This window comes from Candidatus Regiella endosymbiont of Tuberolachnus salignus, assembly GCF_964020115.1.
Taxonomy (GTDB): domain Bacteria; phylum Pseudomonadota; class Gammaproteobacteria; order Enterobacterales; family Enterobacteriaceae; genus Regiella; species Regiella insecticola.
In genome coordinates, this window is sequence record NZ_OZ026542.1 from 2220258 (window position 1) to 2238309 (window position 18052).

Here is an 18052-nt window from a genome sequence, read left to right on the forward strand (position 1 = left end):
CGTGCCCAGTTTAGGCAGAAAAATAAAAATGGCTAGTCTCCTCAGTGGAGAGTCTGTCTTTTTTGCGCTCATCGCTCTCGGGGCAGGCGCTTACGGCATCCCTGCAAGGCAAACAGTGTTAGGCGGATATGAAATATCGTGAACAAACCGTGCAGTGAACGAGGTTCAAATTTAAGTTTGGCACTGGTTAACGCTTGTTTTGTCAGCGCTAATGATAAAAGACCGTAAATTGCTAATTTAATTTGTCCACTCAAGCCAGAATGCAGTTTCCTTTGTGGTGACAAAGCCATGAGGGAAATAAGCATGCTAAGAAGAGAGGACCACTACATGATAAAACAACGCCATCAACAGGGGGCATTTATTGTTGATATTGCCCATCAGATAGGGTGTTCAGAAAAAACGGTGAGACGGCACATTAGCTATCCTGCGCCGCCAACAGCAAAACGCGGTAAAAAACAGGTTGCTAAACTCGAGCCCTTTAAAGACTACATCGATTCAAGGTTGAGTGAACAGGTTTGGAATGCGGCGGTTATTTTTGAGGAAATCCGTGAAAAAGGCTACCGGGGTGGGAGTGCGATGCTCCGACGTTATATACATCCCAAACGTCCGCTCAGGGCCTCGAAAAACACGGTACGCTTTGAAACCCTCCCCGGTTATCAACTTCAACACGATTGGGGAGAAATCATCGTTGAGGTGGCAGGCTCTGCCTGTACGGTTAATTTTGCCGTTAATACGCTCGGTTTTTCGCGTCGCTTTCATGTCTTTGCTGCCCCTAAGCAAGATGCTGAGCACACGTATGAATCGCTGGTTCGCAGCTTCAATTACTTCGGTGGCAGCGTAAAAAATGTCTTGGTAGATAACCAAAAAGCCGCTGTTATCAAACATGGACAAAATGGCCACATCGAGTTCAATGCGGGCTTCCTGCAACTGGCTAATCACTATGGGTTTAGCCCTCGCGCCTGTAAGCCTTATCGACCGCAAACGAAAGGCAAAACCGAACGGATGGTGGGCTATGTTAAACACAATTTTTTCACTCGCTACCGTCAGTTTGAGAGTTTCGCTCATGTTAATCAACTGCTAGCGATGTGGCTGGCGAAAGTGGCAGACCAGCGTCATCTTCGTCAATTCAAGCAGACACCGGAAAATCGTTTTGCTGAGGAAAAAATAGCCTTGATGCCACTCCCTGCGACTGATTTCGATACCAGCTACTTCGACCTACGACAAGTGGCATGGGACAGCTATATCGATGTCAGAGGTAATCGCTATAGCGTGCCTTCATTCTGGTGTGGTCGTGCGGTTAATATTCGTATCGGTTTAGATAATACGCTACGTATTTACGGCGATGAGCAACTGCTCGCGACGCATCTCTTGCAGGAGGTAACGCAGGGCTGGCAAAAGGTGCCAGAACATCATCAAGCCCTTTGGCAACAGGTCAATCGAGTAGCGTCTCGTTCGCTCAGTGTGTATGAGGAGCTACTCTGATGGAAATGGAAAACTTGTTGATACGGTTAAAAATGGATTACCTGGGCGATGCGTTGGAGAGTTTATGTGAAGAAGCCACCAAGAAAGCACTGAACTACCGTGAATTTCTCCAGCAGGCATTAGCCCAGGAATGGAACGGGCGTCACCAAAAAGGCTTGGAATCGCGGTTAAAACAAGCACGTTTGCCGTGGATAAAAACCTTGGAGCAATTTGACTTTACTTTCCAACCAAGTATAGACAGGAAAATTATCCGCGAGCTGGCGGGGCTGAGGTTTGTCGAACATCATGAAAACGTCATTTTGTTAGGCCCACCTGGGGTAGGGAAAACGCATTTGGCGATAGCGCTGGCTGTCAAGGCAGCTACAGCTGGGCATCGGGTATTGTTTATGCCTCTGGATAGACTCTGCTGTACCTTAATGAAGGCAAAGCAAGAAAACCGTCTGGAACGCCAACTTCAGCAACTGTGCTATGCCAGGGTATTAATACTGGATGAAATCGGGTATTTACCGATGAATCGCGAAGAAGCTAGCCTATTTTTCAGGTTATTGAGCCGTCGTTATGAAAAGGCGAGCATCATTCTCACATCAAATAAAAGTTTTACTGATTGGGGGGACGTATTCGGTGATCACATTTTAGCAACTGCGATTTTAGACAGGCTTTTACATCATTCAACCACATTGAATATTAAAGGAGAAAGCTATCGACTCAAAAATAAACGCAAAGCAGGCATGTTGCCTATAAAAACGACTGATATTATCCAGGCGCCTGGAATAGAAACCCAACAGGAAAATTAGCAAAAACTGGACATTTTAAAGTAGCAAAAAGTGGTCAATCTAAAGTAGCGTTGACATCGGCTGTGGCGTCTTAACCACCTGTACTCCATTACCGATAAACAAGGCGGCAAAATCCGCTTTACCATGACCGCTCCGCAGCGTGACTATTTCACTGGCATGCATACCCGCAATATCATTTTGAAAGCCCGCCAACTGGGCTTTACCACCTTGGTCTGTTTGATTCAGCTGGATGCCGCGCTGTTTGAATCAGCCAAATGTGCCTTGATTGCGCATACCTTAAACGATGCTAAACGGTTGTTTCGCGAGAAGGTGAAATACGCCTACGATAATCTGCCGACACTGTTAAAGCAGGCCAATCCAGCGCGCAATGATTCGGCAGGGGAATTGGTGTTTAGCAACGGCGGCTCATTGTATATCAGTACCTCCTTTCGCGGCGGCACTTTGCGTTATTTGCATATTTCTGAATTCGGTAAGATTTGCGCCGCGTTTCCCGAAAAAGCCCGTGAAATCGTCACCGGCGCCTTTGAAGCGGTGGCGACCAAAGGGGTTGTCACCATTGAATCGACTGCCGAAGGGCGGACAGGGTATTTTTTCGATTACTGTCAAACGGCAGAAAAAACCTTACTTAGCAACCGCCCCTTAGGGCAGTTGGACTGGAAATTCTTCTTTTTCCCTTGGTGGAAAAACCCGCAGTATGCCTTGCCGTTGCGTCGTCCGCTGCCGCGGCGTTTACAGGCTTATTTTAGCGATTTTCAGGCCAAGAACAGGATTACCCTGACAGAGGAACAACAAGCCTGGTATCACGCCAAAGCATCGACCCTGGGTGAGGACATGATGCGCGAATACCCGTCAATCCCCGCGGAAGCTTTTCAGCAATCGATTGAAGGCGCCTATTATGCGCATCAGTTTCGTTATCTCTATGAACATCAGCGCATTGGTACCTTACCGGCTAACCCGCACCTGCCGGTGCACACCTTTTGGGATTTAGGCGTAGGTGATGCCACGGTGATTTGGTTTGTGCGCGAGGTCGGCAGTGAATTTCACCTGATTGACTATTACCAAAACAGCGGTGAAGGCTTGCGACATTACTTGCAGGTGCTAAAAGCACGGGCGTATCCGTATGGCGAACACTGGGCACCGCACGATATTGAGCACCGCGAGTTTTCCGGCGACGGCAAAACCCGTCGGCAACGGGCTTATGAAGGCTATGTGCTCGACGGTGACATTTACCGCCTCAATTTTAAAGTGGTGCCGCGACTGTGTATCGATGAAGGCATTGAATCGGTACGGGAAATCCTGCCGCGCTGTGCCTTTGATAGCGTGACTTGTGAACAGGGGCTGAGTCACCTGGAGCGTTACCGCAAGGCCTGGGATAACCAGCATGGCTGCTGGAAAGACAAGCCCTTGCACGATGCCAGCTCCCATGCCGCCGATGCCTTTCGTTATTTTGCTGTCGCCAAACAGAATTGCCGTCTACGCCGCGGTAAAGTCAGGTCATTACTCATCTAGAGGAGCGTATCATCAAGCTGACAGTGCTTTGAGTACATGGGTCGGATCGTTATTAATAGCCCGTAATAACGCTTTCGCCGGGCCTGTCGGTTCACGGCGTCCCTGCTCCCAATTACGTAACGTGCCCACATTAACCGCCAGCAACCGAGCGAACCCAATTTGCGTCAAACCGGTGGTTTGCCTAATAGTCTTCACCTTAACATTACTGACAATCGTTTCACGAGACGGGGAGGCATCCCCATCGATGATATCGTTCATCTGTTTCATGCTGTCGGTCAATCGAGAAAAAAGTTTCTTATCCATCATTACCACCTTTCATTCAGCATACGTAATACTTTTTTTTCATCCGCACTTAAGTCGTCTTTGATCCCTTTTTTGTAAATCAGCAACAACCTGATATGAGACACAGCGGCCTTATGATAGTAAATAATTCTGACACCACTGCGCTTACCTTTACCTTTTGCTGCCCAGCGTACTTTACGCAATCCGCCTGTTTGTGCAATGACATCGCCGACCTCTGGGTTATCCGCAAGCGCCTGCTGTAATGCCCGATATTCATCGTCGCTCAGTAAGGCGCGAAAATCTTCCGTAAAAATAGCGGTTTCAATAAAAATCATCGTTTATACGTCATTGGTGTACATTAAACACAGTGTACAGATTACCATCACGACGTCAAGGGTGATTGACTTCTCTCGGAGCATCATCATGCCAGATATTTCCACCCCCCATCTCGACTATAGCAAGCTGACTGAAGCCTGGGACATTAACGATGCCTTGATGGGTGGCACCTTATTTCTGCGGCAGCAGGGCGAGCGCTATTTACCGCGTTGGCCTCATGAAGATAAACAGCGCTACCAACAACGTCTCGCGGTAGCCACACTCCTGCCGGCTTACGAGGAAACGCTGAAAAATAACCTGGGGCGGGTGTTTTCTGAGCCGACGCAATTAAGTGAGACTACGCCCGCGGTGATAGTCGATTACTGCCACAATATGGATTTGCAGGGCAACCGGCTGGATGTGTGGGCACAGGCGTATTTTAGCCTGGCGCTGCAATACGGCGTGGCGCATGCATTGGTTGATTATCCCCGCGTGGAGGCGTTGAAAACCCGTGCTGAGGAAAAAGCCTGCGGGGCTCGCCCGTATGCGGTGTTGATTAATCCGCGTCAGGTGATTGGCTGGCAATCGCACCATTCGGGGGGACAGTGTCAATTGACGGAACTGCGCATCAAAGAACAGATTGTGGTCGAGACGGCTCCCTATCACCCGCAGAAAATCGAGCAAATTCGCAAATTGACCCCCGGGCGGGTTGAACTCTACCGTAAAATGACACAGGCCGACGGGGTGGAACGCTGGAGGCTGCATGATAGCTGGGTTACCTCCTGCCCGGTTATCCCGCTGGTCACGTTGTACAGTAAACGCACCGGGTTTATGTGCGGTGCCCCGCCGCTACTCAATCTGGCGTTACTCAATATCAAACATTGGCAAAGTCAGAGTGAGCAAGACAATATTTTACATGTGGCGCGGGTGCCCATTCTCAATGTGTTTGGTCTTGAGGAAGGCGAAACCTTGGCCATTGGCGCCGCCAGTGCCCTGCATTTCACTGACCGTACCCGGCAGGGCACCGCTTACACCGAACATTCGGGCGCAGCGGTGGACGCCGGAAAAGCCGCCTTGAGCGATTTAGTCGAGCAGATGCGGCAAGCCGGGGGCAAACTGCTGCGTTGTCAAAATAGCAGCACTAAAACGATTGACCAGGTGAGTGAAGAACGCCTGCAAGCGCACTCGCCGCTCTATACCTTATCGAATTCACTGGAAGATGCCTTAGATAACATTTTGCAATTGATGGCCGACTGGGTCGGTGAAAAAGACGGCGGCAAGGTGGATATTCGTACCGAACTTGAAACCGCTCAGCAAAGCGTCAATGCCCCGGCCGCCTTAGCGATACAAGCTCTGCGGCAAGGGGGTGATATTCGTCAGGTGGATGCGATACGCGCTTTACAGTCGCTGAACATTATCGATGCCGATGCCAATCCGGACAGGGTGTGTGATGAACTGAACAATTTGCCACTGGATTTACTGTAACGTTCTCGTGTAATCGTGAGGTGACTCGCAGGCTGTACAGAAACACCCCGTTATCTTCATTCCATCAAACCGGTTTTTCTATTAAGGGGTTACCATGTCCACAGTCAACCAACGTCTGCGTGATGAAGCCCTGGCGCACAGTCTGTTTCAATCGCGCTATGCCCGCGGTGTTGCCAGAAAAATAGTCGCCATACTCAATAAAAGCGATGCTGAATTAATCGCCCGACTGCGGGTTGCACTGGATAAAGTCAATCCACATTATATTGAGATAAAACAGTTAGCCCACTTATTAGCCAGCGTCCAGGCGGTGAATCAGCAGGCGATGACGGCGATGTTTGTCTCACTCAGTGAGGAATTATTGGCCTTTGCCGCGCACGAAACCGGTTATCACTACCGCCTTTTTGATTCCCTGCTACCGGATGTGGTACTGGCGCGCTATCCGTTAGCCATTATCACGCCAGAACAGGTTTACGCCGCGGCAATGGCACAGCCCTTTCAAGGGCGTTTACTGCATGATTGGGTCAACCATTTGGCAATCGATCGCGTGAGCCGTATTAATCATGCGGTAAAGCACGGGTTTCTCTTGGGGGATAGCGTCGAGCACATTACCCGCAAGGTACGGGGCAGCCGCGCAAAACAGTATCAAGAGGGGGTACTTAACCTCAGCCGCAAAAATCTCACCACGGTGGTCAAAACCGCGGTCAATCATGTTTCGGCAGTAGCACGGAATAAGTTTGCCGAGAATAATGCTGAACTGATCGACAAAAAACAGTGGCTCAGTACGCTGGATAACAAAACCTCATCGCCCTGTATTATCCGTGACCGTTTGTGCTACAGCTTAGCGGGCAAACCTATCGGTCATACCATTCCTTACCTGCAAGGAGCAGGGCGACTGCATTTCTGCTGTCGTTCAACCGAGACACTCATCACAAAATCCTGGCGTGCCCTCGGCATTGATCGGGATGAGCTGGAGGCGGGCACCCGCGCCAGTATGGACGGGCAAGTGCCGGCGGAGACGACTTATGCTGACTGGTTACAGCAACAACCTTATTCTCGCCAAGTCCAGGTGCTGGGGAAAACCCGCGCCAACCTGCTGCGTGAAGGGAAGCGACAGGTTGATGATTTTTTCAGCGATAAAGGGGAGTGGTTGACATTGGAGCAGCTGCATGCAATTACTGCTATAAAGTAAAAATATAACATGGCGGTGTAAATGATAAAGGCCTAACATTACCCATGAGCCTATCTACACAAGTTAATATGTGTTTGCTTGAAGTAGAAAAACCGGACATTTTAAGCATTAGGTTCCGCTTTCCCACATCAGATATTAAGGCAACATTGCTCATTTTTTCGCTTAAAGCATCTATAGTCGATACAACAAGTCTTCTGATGTATAAATGGGTCAACCCGCCTTCGATTGTCTGAAATACCGTAATAGCGCATTGGACTGATAAAGGGCAATTGATATGAAACTGTTTAATGTTTTGTTAATGATATTCCCTCTGCTTTCCACAGCAGATACAAATAACATTAAAATAGAAAAACAACGCCCCGCTGATTTTGTTGATATAAAACAGATTATCCCAAAGATACAAATAGATATGCGTTATTTTTCTGAACATAATTTTGTCGGGAGAAGGATACAGGGTTATCAGGCTCCGATTTGCTTACTGACGGTACCGGCTGCTGAAGCATTGAAAACGGTAGTAACGAAGCTATTGCCTATGGGGCTAACATTGAAGGTTTACGATTGTTATCGGCCACAAACCGCAGTGGATGATTTCGTCAAATGGGCGAGTGAAAGTGGTAACGTGCTCATGCGTACTGAATTTTATCCCTCAGTCGAAAAAAATAAACTGTTTAGTGAGGGCTATATTGCCCGCCGGTCTGGACACAGTCGGGGCAGTACACTTGATTTAACCATAGTGCCAATCAACAGCACGATCCCATTTTATGACAAAAAAAATCAACAAGTCAGTTGTACTGCCCCTAAATCACAAAGATCCCCTGATAATAGTTTAGATTTTGGCACGGGTTTTGACTGTTTCAGTCCACTTTCGCATCCCGACTCTCAAAATATATCAGCACAATCTAAAGCTAACCGATTGTTGTTGCGCTCTTTAATGGTAGCGGCAGGATTCAAACCTTTAGATACGGAGTGGTGGCATTTTACTTTTGTCAATGAACCCTATTTAACGACTTATTTTGATTTTCCAGTTCAATGATTGTTACAAAACGATTGATGTATCTGATATAAAATGAAGAAAAATGAAAGAAAGCGTAATGAAATAAAGTAGCAAAAACTGAATATTTTAATTAACCACCAAGTCATTCAAATTCCCCGAAGCCACCTTAAGGTGGTTTTTTTATGCACGGAGAAAATCGCAATGAAATTGCATATCGATACAGAAGGAAAAGCAGTACTGGAAAACGGCATGCCGGTGTATCTGCATGAGGATGGCAAAGCGATCCCGTTTGATGCGTTGGCCGCGTTGAATAAAATTACCGCGCTCAATACCGAGATCAAAAGCCATCGGGAGGCCAAGGAGGCGCTTGAAGCCAAGTTGAGCCAGTTTGCTGGCATTGACGACCCAGCTAAAGCACGTGAAGCGCTGCATACCCTGACCAAGATCGATCAAAAGAAATTAATCGAGGCCGGGGCAGTCGATCAGGTGAAAGCGCAAATCACCCAAGCCTTTCAGAGCCAGCTTGATGAGGCCAGCAGCAAAAATAACACCCTGGAAGCGCAGTTATATCAAGAGATGATAGGTAGCCGTTTCAACAGTTCGACGTTTATCAAGGATAACCTTGTCAACGCTACTTTAGATTGACCACTTTTTGCTACTTTAAAATGTCCAGTTTTTGCTAATTTTCCTGTTGGGTTTCTATTCCAGGCGCCTGGATAATATCAGTCGTTTTTATAGGCAACATGCCTGCTTTGCGTTTATTTTTGAGTCGATAGCTTTCTCCTTTAATATTCAATGTGGTTGAATGATGTAAAAGCCTGTCTAAAATCGCAGTTGCTAAAATGTGATCACCGAATACGTCCCCCCAATCAGTAAAACTTTTATTTGATGTGAGAATGATGCTCGCCTTTTCATAACGACGGCTCAATAACCTGAAAAATAGGCTAGCTTCTTCGCGATTCATCGGTAAATACCCGATTTCATCCAGTATTAATACCCTGGCATAGCACAGTTGCTGAAGTTGGCGTTCCAGACGGTTTTCTTGCTTTGCCTTCATTAAGGTACAGCAGAGTCTATCCAGAGGCATAAACAATACCCGATGCCCAGCTGTAGCTGCCTTGACAGCCAGCGCTATCGCCAAATGCGTTTTCCCTACCCCAGGTGGGCCTAACAAAATGACGTTTTCATGATGTTCGACAAACCTCAGCCCCGCCAGCTCGCGGATAATTTTCCTGTCTATACTTGGTTGGAAAGTAAAGTCAAATTGCTCCAAGGTTTTTATCCACGGCAAACGTGCTTGTTTTAACCGCGATTCCAAGCCTTTTTGGTGACGCCCGTTCCATTCCTGGGCTAATGCCTGCTGGAGAAATTCACGGTAGTTCAGTGCTTTCTTGGTGGCTTCTTCACATAAACTCTCCAACGCATCGCCCAGGTAATCCATTTTTAACCGTATCAACAAGTTTTCCATTTCCATCAGAGTAGCTCCTCATACACACTGAGCGAACGAGACGCTACTCGATTGACCTGTTGCCAAAGGGCTTGATGATGTTCTGGCACCTTTTGCCAGCCCTGCGTTACCTCCTGCAAGAGATGCGTCGCGAGCAGTTGCTCATCGCCGTAAATACGTAGCGTATTATCTAAACCGATACGAATATTAACCGCACGACCACACCAGAATGAAGGCACGCTATAGCGATTACCTCTGACATCGATATAGCTGTCCCATGCCACTTGTCGTAGGTCGAAGTAGCTGGTATCGAAATCAGTCGCAGGGAGTGGCATCAAGGCTATTTTTTCCTCAGCAAAACGATTTTCCGGTGTCTGCTTGAATTGACGAAGATGACGCTGGTCTGCCACTTTCGCCAGCCACATCGCTAGCAGTTGATTAACATGAGCGAAACTCTCAAACTGACGGTAGCGAGTGAAAAAATTGTGTTTAACATAGCCCACCATCCGTTCGGTTTTGCCTTTCGTTTGCGGTCGATAAGGCTTACAGGCGCGAGGGCTAAACCCATAGTGATTAGCCAGTTGCAGGAAGCCCGCATTGAACTCGATGTGGCCATTTTGTCCATGTTTGATAACAGCGGCTTTTTGGTTATCTACCAAGACATTTTTTACGCTGCCACCGAAGTAATTGAAGCTGCGAACCAGCGATTCATACGTGTGCTCAGCATCTTGCTTAGGGGCAGCAAAGACATGAAAGCGACGCGAAAAACCGAGCGTATTAACGGCAAAATTAACCGTACAGGCAGAGCCTGCCACCTCAACGATGATTTCTCCCCAATCGTGTTGAAGTTGATAACCGGGGAGGGTTTCAAAGCGTACCGTGTTTTTCGAGGCCCTGAGTGGACGCTTCGGATGAATATAACGTCGGAGCATCGCACTCCCGCCGCGGTAGCCTTTTTCACGGATTTCCTCAAAAATAACCGCCGCATTCCAAACCTGTTCACTCAACCTTGAATCGATGTAGTCTTTAAAGGGCTCGAGTTTAGCAACCTGTTTTTTACCGCATTTTGCTGTTGGCGGCGCAGGATAGCTAATGTGCCGTCTCACCGTCTTTTCTGAACACCCTATCTGATGGGCAATATCAACAATAAATGCCCCCTGTTGATGGCGTTGTTTTATCATGTAGTGGTCCTCTCTTCTTAGCATGCTTATTTCCCTCATGGCTTTGTCACCACAAAGGAAACTGCATTCTGGCTTGAGTGGACAAATTAAATTAGCAATTTACGGTCTTTTATCATTAGCGCTGACAAACCTGGCCATTCCGGCGGATTTGGTGCAGGCGCGATTCGGTCAAGCATTCAACATCGAGGCGGGTAAAGTGGTCGCGACGGATGCCGCAGGCAACAAAGTCTTCTCCCGCCGCCGGCCTGGCGAAATGGCGGAGTTTGATGAAGCCTTGGAATACCTTATCGAACAGTATCCGCACAAAGACCACATTCTGAAAGCGTCCGGCCACAGTGGCGGCGGGTCACAACAAACACAACCTCCATTAGGACAAAAAACCCTCAAACGCAGCGCCTTTGATGCCTTGGACAGTGGCAGTAAACAGGCCGCCCTCAAAGACGGTATGTCCATCGTCGATTAATTGTATCTCATTTAACCTTGGAGTCACCGCATGGCAAACACCTTAACGGGGTTGATCCCCACGATTTATACCGCATTAGACAGCGTGTCCCGTGAGCAGGTCGGTTTTATTCCCGCCGTCGCCCGCAACAGCAAAGCAGAAGCCGCCGCCCTCGATCAAAATGTCACCGCCCCAGTGGCGCCGATTGCCAAAACGGTGGATATCGTCCCCGGTCCTACCGCGGCCGGCAGTGCGGAACAAACGATCAGCACCGTGGAAGTTAAAATCAGCAAATCCAAAATGGCACCGGTGCAATGGAACGGCGAAGAACAAATGGCCATGGGGTCGGCAGGCAGCTATAACTTGCTGCTGGCTGACCAATTTAAACAAGCTTTTCGTGCCTTGGCCAATGAAGTCGATCAGGATATAGGGGCACTGTATTACGGCTCGGCGCGAGCTGTCGGGAAAGCCGGCAGCACGCCCTTTGGCGTCAAAGAAGACCTGGCCGATTTTGCTGATGCGCGTCGGGTGCTGGAAGATAATGGGGCGCCAACGACCGATCTGCAAATGGTGTTGGGCTCCGCGGCGATATCAGCTATTCGCGGCAAACAATCGGTGTTATTTAAAGTCAATGAAGCTGGCAGTGAAAGCTTGCTGCGTGAAGGTACCATTGGGCGGATCGAAGGCTTTAACTTGCATAATTCCGCTGGCATCAAACGGGTAACCGCAGGGACAGGCAGCGGTTTTTTGGTCAACAAGTCAGGTGGGTATCAGGTGGGTGCGCAGCTGATTGCGGTGGATACTGGCAGCGGCACGGTGAATCGCGGAGATATTGTTACCTTTGCCGGTGATACGCATCAGTATGTAGTAGCAACTGCCAGCGCCTCCGTTATCACCCTGTCGGCACCGGGCTTGTTGCAAGATCTTGCCGATAACACCGCTATCACACTGGGGGGGTAACTACACAGCGAATATGGCCTTTGATCGTCATGCCTTCTTGCTCGCTTCGCGAACCCCCGCCATGCCCGACGGGGGAGATACCGCCGATGATGTGATGAATGTCACTGATCCGGTCTCTGGTATCACTTTCCAAGTGGCGCTCTACCGCCAGTATCGTCAGATCCGCTATGAAGTGGGTCTGGCCTGGGGGGTAGCGGCAGTGAAACCGGAGCACAGTGCTTTGATTTTAGGCTAATAGGGTGGTGTGATAGCTGCTTTATTTTAACTTTATAGGGATAAGCATAAATCCAACTATTATATAAAAAAAGCGCATTATCTCAGGGCAATCGCGCTATAAATCATCTTGAAAATGTATTGATAATAGAGTAGAGCGTAAACGACATATTTTTTGAAAGGCCAATGTCGATACTACCAAATCCCCCAGGCAATCAATTAGGGAGACATAGCGCGATATGGCTCTGTTTCCTTACCATGGCCGCTATGTATAGGAACATCGTTATCTCAAATTCAATAATAGGTGCGCATTAATGTGCTAAAGCTAATGTACTTGTTGCGGTAACAACAGGAAGTTGAAATTGTAGCGGGCTATGCTCTAAAGACCTGCTACTACTCCTCTCATTCTGAGGCGTTAATGCAGCAGAGAGCGCTATGATTGCGCCAAGCTCTGCTCTTCGCCCAACCTCGATTTGTTGTTCAGTACTAACATTGACTGCTGTATTTCCATCATGCTCGCTTCCATTATTGAGATCTATAGTGAAATAGAGACTGGCATTATCCGTCATGATGTGTTCGTAATAGAGTGCCCACATTGTTTTCTCTCGCTCTGTAGTATCGGGTCTGTCAGTTTCTATCGATTTACCTAGCATTTCATCCAAGGGTTTCTCTTTCCCGCGCTCTATAATAGGGAAGTATTGAAAATAGAGGGGACCCGTCAACAGGAAGCGAGTGGGAGGGATTGTTTTGAAAGAGATAATACCATCGTAGAATTTAACATTTTGATATTCATAATCAAATTTTATTATGCTTATCTCGTTATCAGATTCGTCGATCTCGATATCAGCAGGTCGCTCGCTCACATTGTTTCTTTGATAGGACGCTAGCGATTTTATCATATAGGTATCTTTGCCCTTTCCTCCAGCGGCAGAGCCGATATGTAGCGCTAAAACATCATCGCCATCATGCCCAATAATGCTTTTGCGTTCAGTTCCCGCCCCCCCATCAAGCCAATTAGCATTATCATTGCCAACCAGCAAGCTCTTGCCTGATGGCGCTAGAATATTCACCATATTTGCTTCACAGGATTCATAAATACCATTATCAATCAAGTAGGTACAGGAAGATTTATCAATACCCCCTTTTTCTAACGCAACAAAAGCTGATGATTGTTGATAGCGAATTAGATCTAACGTTCTTAGCTTCCCTTGAGCATGGGGGGGCAAGGTAGTTGGAGAGCGTAGCGCCTCGCCTACTGCTGTTTGCTCACTGTTCTCTTGTAATATGCCATCTTTTAATAGATAGGATTTATTGGAATTTTTAAAGTACAGTTTATAACTTCGTCCACCACTGCGGGCTTTATTTATTCGTACCACCAGTGGAAGCGAAGTGTGCTTAGCTACTGCACCACTGTTTTTATTGGCGATAAAATTTGTAACTGTGTCAATAAATTTCATCGCTGTTTCTAATAAAAACATCATGTGCTCCTCTCCTATGTTAAGTTTTACAAGCGTGCAGACATAACATTAAAACAACCTAAAGCGGGGGAAGCAAAAGCCAGCATGGGTGATAATAAAATCGGTAATGCTGCCGCCAACAATTTTCTAGTTCTTTTCATCTACCCTTCCTGGTTTTCGTCATACTTAAAAAGCGTATTTACTGTCACTCTCGTTGTTTCACTTTCAGCAAGATTGCAATACCAGTAAGGAGAGAGGATTAAAATACATGACTAAAAAAGGGATGACAAAGTATATTTTACTTTATTGAAAATATCCTCTTTAGTATGAATAAGTTGAATGAGGAAATATGACGAAAAGCAAAAAAGACACTACAACAATCAAGCCCCCTTCAGCGCTGATCCGGATGGTGCGCTACAATCCGTTACATCCTGATGAGCCGATCACTGCTAATGTCCATGCCAATGAAGTGACCCGCTGGCAGGAGGAAGGGTGGCAACACAGTGAGCAGGGAAAATAACATGCTTATCACTGATATCGATTCCCCTGAAAGAGAAAGTTATGCCAGTGTCGCCGATTTACGACAGCTGGCGAGTAAACGGGGTGAGCCACTCCCCACGGAAAATATCGCCTGTGAAGCCTTGTTGATGTCAGCGCTAATGATAAAAGACCGTAAATTGCTAATTTAATTTGTCCACTCAAGCCAGAATGCAGTTTCCTTTGTGGTGACAAAGCCATGAGGGAAATAAGCATGCTAAGAAGAGAGGACCACTACATGATAAAACAACGCCATCAACAGGGGGCATTTATTGTTGATATTGCCCATCAGATAGGGTGTTCAGAAAAGACGGTGAGACGGCACATTAGCTATCCTGCGCCGCCAACAGCAAAATGCGGTAAAAAACAGGTTGCTAAACTCGAGCCCTTTAAAGACTACATCGATTCAAGGTTGAGTGAACAGGTTTGGAATGCGGCGGTTATTTTTGAGGAAATCCGTGAAAAAGGCTACCGCGGCGGGAGTGCGATGCTCCGACGTTATATTCATCCGAAGCGTCCACTCAGGGCCTCGAAAAACACGGTACGCTTTGAAACCCTCCCCGGTTATCAACTTCAACACGATTGGGGAGAAATCATCGTTGAGGTGGCAGGCTCTGCCTGTACGGTTAATTTTGCCGTTAATACGCTCGGTTTTTCGCGTCGCTTTCATGTCTTTGCTGCCCCTAAGCAAGATGCTGAGCACACGTATGAATCGCTGGTTCGCAGCTTCAATTACTTCGGTGGCAGCGTAAAAAATGTCTTGGTAGATAACCAAAAAGCCGCTGTTATCAAACATGGACAAAATGGCCACATCGAGTTCAATGCAGGCTTCCTGCAACTGGCTAATCACTATGGGTTTAGTCCTCGCGCCTGTAAGCCCTATCGACCGCAAACGAAAGGCAAAACCGAACGGATGGTGGGCTATGTTAAACACAATTTTTTCACTCGCTACCGTCAGTTTGAGAGTTTCGCTCATGTTAATCAACTGCTAGCGATGTGGCTGGCGAAAGTGGCAGACCAGCGTCATCTTCGTCAATTCAAGCAGACACCGGAAAATCGTTTTGCTGAGGAAAAAATAGCTTTGATGCCACTCCCTGCGACTGATTTCGATACCAGCTACTTCGACCTACGACAAGTGGCATGGGACAGCTATATCGATGTCAGAGGTAATCGCTATAGCGTGCCTTCATTCTGGTGTGGTCGTGCGGTTAATATTCGTATCGGTTTAGATAATACGCTACGTATTTACGGCGATGAGCAACTGCTCGCGACGCATCTCTTGCAGGAGGTAACGCAGGGCTGGCAAAAGGTGCCAGAACATCATCAAGCCCTTTGGCAACAGGTCAATCGAGTAGCGTCTCGTTCGCTCAGTGTGTATGAGGAGCTACTCTGATGGAAATGGAAAACTTGTTGATACGGTTAAAAATGGATTACCTGGGCGATGCGTTGGAGAGTTTATGTGAAGAAGCCACCAAGAAAGCACTGAACTACCGTGAATTTCTCCAGCAGGCATTAGCCCAGGAATGGAACGGGCGTCACCAAAAAGGCTTGGAATCGCGGTTAAAACAAGCACGTTTGCCGTGGATAAAAACCTTGGAGCAATTTGACTTTACTTTCCAACCAAGTATAGACAGGAAAATTATCCGCGAGCTGGCGGGGCTGAGGTTTGTCGAACATCATGAAAACGTCATTTTGTTAGGCCCACCTGGGGTAGGGAAAACGCATTTGGCGATAGCGCTGGCTGTCAAGGCAGCTACAGCTGGGCATCGGGTATTGTTTATGCCTCTGGATAGACTCTGCTGTACCTTAATGAAGGCAAAGCAAGAAAACCGTCTGGAACGCCAACTTCAGCAACTGTGCTATGCCAGGGTATTAATACTGGATGAAATCGGGTATTTACCGATGAATCGCGAAGAAGCTAGCCTATTTTTCAGGTTATTGAGCCGTCGTTATGAAAAGGCGAGCATCATTCTCACATCAAATAAAAGTTTTACTGATTGGGGGGACGTATTCGGTGATCACATTTTAGCAACTGCGATTTTAGACAGGCTTTTACATCATTCAACCACATTGAATATTAAAGGAGAAAGCTATCGACTCAAAAATAAACGCAAAGCAGGCATGTTGCCTATAAAAACGACTGATATTATCCAGGCGCCTGGAATAGAAACCCAACAGGAAAATTAGCAAAAACTGGACATTTTAAAGTAGCAAAAAGTGGTCAATCTAAAGTAGCGTTGACAACTCAGAGAGAGGAGGTATGGACAACGGATATCACCTATGTTTGGACTTATGAAGGCTGGATGTATTTAGCGGTGGTGATGGACTTATACTCGCGCCAAATAATCGGTTGGGCAATGGCAGCCCACATGAAGACAGCACTGTGTGTACAAGCTCTCCAGATGGCTTACTGGCGCAGAAAACCTCCAAAAGGGTTGCTCCATCACTCAGATAGAGGCAGCCAATATACCCGCCATCAGTATCGTGCCCATTTGCAAGTGATGGGTGTGCAAGCCAGTATGAGTGGTAAAGGGCAATGTTGGGATAACGCACCAACAGAACGTTTTTTTCGGAGCTTGAAATATGAATACTTGAATTATGAAATACTTAAAACCCGTAATGATGCCAAGTTAGGGGGGCTGGATTATTTAGCCTATTACAATAGTAGAAGACCACATAGTCTACTCGCTTATTTTTCACCCATCGAATTTGAGCTTATACCTGTAATCAATTTGTCTTAAAAATGTGTCTGGGTTTACTTGACCACTACACGCAATGCCTCGCCGTGGCTGCTGGAACGCTTAAATGCTGCCCGCCGCTTAGTGCGCCAAGGCCAACACCTGGGGCTCGCGCTACGCAATACCGACTATCATTTTCCGTCCAAGCCCTGTGTCAACAAATTGATGTTGCTCACTGACGGTGATAATGCCGAACGTATCATTGAAAATTACGCCAACCAGTGGCTGAAAAACACCATCATAACCCTTAAACGGCGTACTGCCCGCCTCTCCACGGCCTTATTTTTGCTGGTCAGTGGCTACATGCTGTTGCTGGTGCAGGTCATCCAACAACTGAATCAACTGGCCGGGCAAATCGGCCAATAAACGTTTTTTCCCCTTTGTCCTCTTTTGGCGTTACCGCCCATCCGCCCTTTACAGGAGCCTACTTATGAAAAACCTTGCCCGCGCGGTTCATCGCGGTGTATTGACTATTGATTTGGTCGTCACGTTGGCGATTGTCGTGATTTTAATCATTTACATTTTCTCTAACAGCGGCAGTTTGTTTAGCAAAAACAACACCACCATGGAGCTCGGCAACGTGCAGGACATCATCACGCAAACCGCACCTTGCTGAAAACCAAAGGGGTGTATGACTTCACCACCGCCGCCCAAATGACCGGCATGTTGGCGCAATTTGGTGGCATCCCTAATTCAATGACCTTACTGGGTAACAAAAGTGCGGGGACAGCGACGGTGATTAACACCTGGGGTGGCAGCGTGACCGTGCAACCTGAAACCTCCACAGGCAACAACAAAACCGGGTTTTCGGTCAGCTATACCGGGGTACCGCAAGAAGCCTGTGTCACTTTGGCTACCAAGCTGTCGCAAACCAGCGTGATTGCGGAAACCACCATCAATACCACCACCACCATTGGGTCTGTTTCTGCGGCGCTTACCGGGGCGCAGTGTGTCGCTGACACCGGCTCGGCCGGCAATAACACCCTGAAATTTAAAAGCTTAACGTAGTACTGTACCGGTGAAGGAG

Annotated in this window: 21 protein-coding genes and 2 pseudogenes; 17 read left to right on the forward strand and 6 right to left on the reverse strand. The window is 47.5% G+C overall.

Annotation, left to right across the window (positions count from 1 at the left end):
• Positions 1–68: 68 nt before the first annotated feature.
• Positions 69–305, reverse strand: coding sequence for a hypothetical protein (locus tag AACL30_RS11035; protein WP_339056687.1), 237 nt, complete (start codon positions 303–305; stop codon positions 69–71).
• On the opposite strand from AACL30_RS11035, the gene istA (AACL30_RS11040) reads away from it, so the two are divergent.
• From istA (AACL30_RS11040) to AACL30_RS11050, 3 genes are read left to right on the forward strand one after another with little or no spacing between them, the layout of a single operon-like run.
• Positions 304–1482 carry an IS21 family transposase gene (gene istA / locus AACL30_RS11040; protein ID WP_339056344.1) on the forward strand — a complete coding sequence of 393 codons (1179 nt, stop codon included), beginning with the start codon at positions 304–306 and terminating at the stop codon, positions 1480–1482. The two genes, AACL30_RS11035 and istA (AACL30_RS11040), sit on opposite strands and share 2 nt — an antisense overlap.
• Entirely contained in the window at positions 1479–2276 is a 798-nt protein-coding gene (gene istB, locus AACL30_RS11045) for an IS21-like element helper ATPase IstB (RefSeq protein ID WP_339058365.1), read from the forward strand. Before istA (AACL30_RS11040) ends, istB (AACL30_RS11045) begins: the two co-directional genes overlap by 4 nt.
• 60 nt (positions 2277–2336) lie before the next feature.
• Positions 2337–3785, forward strand: coding sequence for a terminase (locus tag AACL30_RS11050; protein ID WP_339058464.1), 1449 nt, complete (start codon positions 2337–2339; stop codon positions 3783–3785).
• Between the two features lie 12 nt (positions 3786–3797).
• Here AACL30_RS11050 and AACL30_RS11055 read toward each other — a convergent pair whose 3' ends face one another.
• Both AACL30_RS11055 and AACL30_RS11060 read right to left on the reverse strand, forming a co-directional pair.
• The gene (locus AACL30_RS11055) at positions 3798–4088 is read right to left on the reverse strand and encodes a helix-turn-helix domain-containing protein (RefSeq protein WP_039906959.1); all 291 of its coding nucleotides are present in this window, start codon (positions 4086–4088) and stop codon (positions 3798–3800) included.
• A 2-nt stretch (positions 4089–4090) separates the two neighbouring features.
• A complete protein-coding gene (locus AACL30_RS11060; protein WP_339056688.1) occupies positions 4091–4402 on the reverse strand; it encodes a type II toxin-antitoxin system RelE/ParE family toxin in 312 nt (103 codons plus the stop codon).
• A gap of 88 nt (positions 4403–4490) precedes the next feature.
• Between AACL30_RS11060 and AACL30_RS11065 the strand changes: the two genes are divergently transcribed.
• The 4 genes from AACL30_RS11065 (at position 4491) to AACL30_RS11080 (ending at position 8695) form a co-directional block, all read left to right on the forward strand.
• Positions 4491–5867, forward strand: a complete 1377-nt coding sequence (locus tag AACL30_RS11065) for a DUF4055 domain-containing protein (protein WP_339056689.1) — start codon at positions 4491–4493, stop codon at positions 5865–5867.
• Positions 5868–5961: 94 nt separating this feature from the next.
• Positions 5962–7056 (forward strand): hypothetical protein, encoded by a 1095-nt coding sequence (locus AACL30_RS11070; RefSeq protein WP_339056690.1) that lies wholly within the window; start codon positions 5962–5964, stop codon positions 7054–7056.
• A 274-nt stretch (positions 7057–7330) separates the two neighbouring features.
• On the forward strand, positions 7331–8089 hold the full coding sequence (locus AACL30_RS11075) for a M15 family metallopeptidase (RefSeq protein WP_339056691.1): 759 nt from the start codon (positions 7331–7333) through the stop codon (positions 8087–8089).
• Positions 8090–8251: 162 nt separating this feature from the next.
• A complete protein-coding gene (locus AACL30_RS11080) occupies positions 8252–8695 on the forward strand; it encodes a hypothetical protein (protein WP_339056692.1) in 444 nt (147 codons plus the stop codon).
• Between the two features lie 34 nt (positions 8696–8729).
• On the opposite strand, the gene istB (AACL30_RS11085) is transcribed toward AACL30_RS11080, so the two are convergent.
• Positions 8730–9527 carry an IS21-like element helper ATPase IstB gene (gene istB, locus AACL30_RS11085; protein WP_339058365.1) on the reverse strand — a complete coding sequence of 266 codons (798 nt, stop codon included), beginning with the start codon at positions 9525–9527 and terminating at the stop codon, positions 8730–8732.
• Entirely contained in the window at positions 9524–10702 is a 1179-nt protein-coding gene (gene istA / locus AACL30_RS11090; protein WP_339056693.1) for an IS21 family transposase, read from the reverse strand. The genes istB (AACL30_RS11085) and istA (AACL30_RS11090) overlap by 4 nt, the downstream gene beginning before the upstream one ends.
• Positions 10703–10808: 106 nt before the next feature.
• On the opposite strand from istA (AACL30_RS11090), the pseudogene AACL30_RS11095 reads away from it, so the two are divergent.
• Positions 10809–11141, forward strand: a pseudogene (locus AACL30_RS11095) (DUF6651 domain-containing protein); the annotation flags it as partial.
• Positions 11142–11171: 30 nt separating this feature from the next.
• Positions 11172–12315 (forward strand): annotated as a pseudogene (locus AACL30_RS11100) (P22 phage major capsid protein family protein).
• Positions 12316–12604: 289 nt separating this feature from the next.
• Here AACL30_RS11100 and AACL30_RS11105 read toward each other — a convergent pair.
• Entirely contained in the window at positions 12605–13774 is a 1170-nt protein-coding gene (locus AACL30_RS11105; protein ID WP_339056694.1) for a hypothetical protein, read from the reverse strand.
• Between the two features lie 325 nt (positions 13775–14099).
• Here AACL30_RS11105 and AACL30_RS11110 point away from each other — a divergent pair, with 325 nt between their 5' ends.
• The 8 genes from AACL30_RS11110 to AACL30_RS11145 all read left to right on the forward strand — a co-directional run bounded on the left by AACL30_RS11110 (position 14100) and on the right by AACL30_RS11145 (position 18033).
• Positions 14100–14270: a hypothetical protein gene (locus AACL30_RS11110; protein ID WP_339056695.1), complete on the forward strand. Its 171-nt coding sequence runs from the start codon at positions 14100–14102 to the stop codon at positions 14268–14270.
• Position 14271: 1 nt separating this feature from the next.
• Complete coding sequence (locus tag AACL30_RS11115; protein ID WP_339056696.1) at positions 14272–14439, forward strand: hypothetical protein; 168 nt, start codon at positions 14272–14274, stop codon at positions 14437–14439.
• 62 nt (positions 14440–14501) lie between these two features.
• A complete protein-coding gene (gene istA, locus AACL30_RS11120) occupies positions 14502–15680 on the forward strand; it encodes an IS21 family transposase (RefSeq protein WP_339056693.1) in 1179 nt (392 codons plus the stop codon).
• A complete protein-coding gene (gene istB / locus AACL30_RS11125) occupies positions 15677–16474 on the forward strand; it encodes an IS21-like element helper ATPase IstB (RefSeq protein ID WP_339058365.1) in 798 nt (265 codons plus the stop codon). Before istA (AACL30_RS11120) ends, istB (AACL30_RS11125) begins: the two co-directional genes overlap by 4 nt.
• 50 nt (positions 16475–16524) lie before the next feature.
• Positions 16525–17028: an IS3 family transposase gene (locus AACL30_RS11130; protein WP_339056697.1), complete on the forward strand. Its 504-nt coding sequence runs from the start codon at positions 16525–16527 to the stop codon at positions 17026–17028.
• Between the two features lie 18 nt (positions 17029–17046).
• A complete protein-coding gene (locus AACL30_RS11135; protein WP_339056698.1) occupies positions 17047–17391 on the forward strand; it encodes a type II secretion system F family protein in 345 nt (114 codons plus the stop codon).
• Positions 17392–17455: 64 nt separating this feature from the next.
• Entirely contained in the window at positions 17456–17641 is a 186-nt protein-coding gene (locus AACL30_RS11140) for a hypothetical protein (protein WP_339056699.1), read from the forward strand.
• An 11-nt stretch (positions 17642–17652) separates the two neighbouring features.
• Positions 17653–18033, forward strand: coding sequence for a type 4 pilus major pilin (locus AACL30_RS11145; protein ID WP_339056700.1), 381 nt, complete (start codon positions 17653–17655; stop codon positions 18031–18033).
• The last annotated feature ends 19 nt before the right edge of the window (positions 18034–18052 follow it).

Excerpts from the sequence above, each read along its gene's own strand:
- istA (WP_339056344.1), top strand. The coding sequence starts at position 304 with ATGCTAAGAAGAGAGGACCACTACATGATAAAACAACGCCATCAACAG.
- AACL30_RS11035 (WP_339056687.1), bottom strand. The coding sequence starts at position 305 with ATGCTTATTTCCCTCATGGCTTTGTCACCACAAAGGAAACTGCATTCT.
- AACL30_RS11055 (WP_039906959.1), bottom strand. The coding sequence starts at position 4,088 with ATGGATAAGAAACTTTTTTCTCGATTGACCGACAGCATGAAACAGATG.
- AACL30_RS11060 (WP_339056688.1), bottom strand. The coding sequence starts at position 4,402 with ATGATTTTTATTGAAACCGCTATTTTTACGGAAGATTTTCGCGCCTTA.
- AACL30_RS11065 (WP_339056689.1), top strand. The coding sequence starts at position 4,491 with ATGCCAGATATTTCCACCCCCCATCTCGACTATAGCAAGCTGACTGAA.
- AACL30_RS11070 (WP_339056690.1), top strand. The coding sequence starts at position 5,962 with ATGTCCACAGTCAACCAACGTCTGCGTGATGAAGCCCTGGCGCACAGT.
- AACL30_RS11075 (WP_339056691.1), top strand. The coding sequence starts at position 7,331 with ATGAAACTGTTTAATGTTTTGTTAATGATATTCCCTCTGCTTTCCACA.
- AACL30_RS11080 (WP_339056692.1), top strand. The coding sequence starts at position 8,252 with ATGAAATTGCATATCGATACAGAAGGAAAAGCAGTACTGGAAAACGGC.
- istA (WP_339056693.1), bottom strand. The coding sequence starts at position 10,702 with ATGCTAAGAAGAGAGGACCACTACATGATAAAACAACGCCATCAACAG.
- AACL30_RS11105 (WP_339056694.1), bottom strand. The coding sequence starts at position 13,774 with ATGATGTTTTTATTAGAAACAGCGATGAAATTTATTGACACAGTTACA.
- AACL30_RS11110 (WP_339056695.1), top strand. The coding sequence starts at position 14,100 with ATGACGAAAAGCAAAAAAGACACTACAACAATCAAGCCCCCTTCAGCG.
- AACL30_RS11115 (WP_339056696.1), top strand. The coding sequence starts at position 14,272 with ATGCTTATCACTGATATCGATTCCCCTGAAAGAGAAAGTTATGCCAGT.
- istA (WP_339056693.1), top strand. The coding sequence starts at position 14,502 with ATGCTAAGAAGAGAGGACCACTACATGATAAAACAACGCCATCAACAG.
- AACL30_RS11140 (WP_339056699.1), top strand. The coding sequence starts at position 17,456 with ATGAAAAACCTTGCCCGCGCGGTTCATCGCGGTGTATTGACTATTGAT.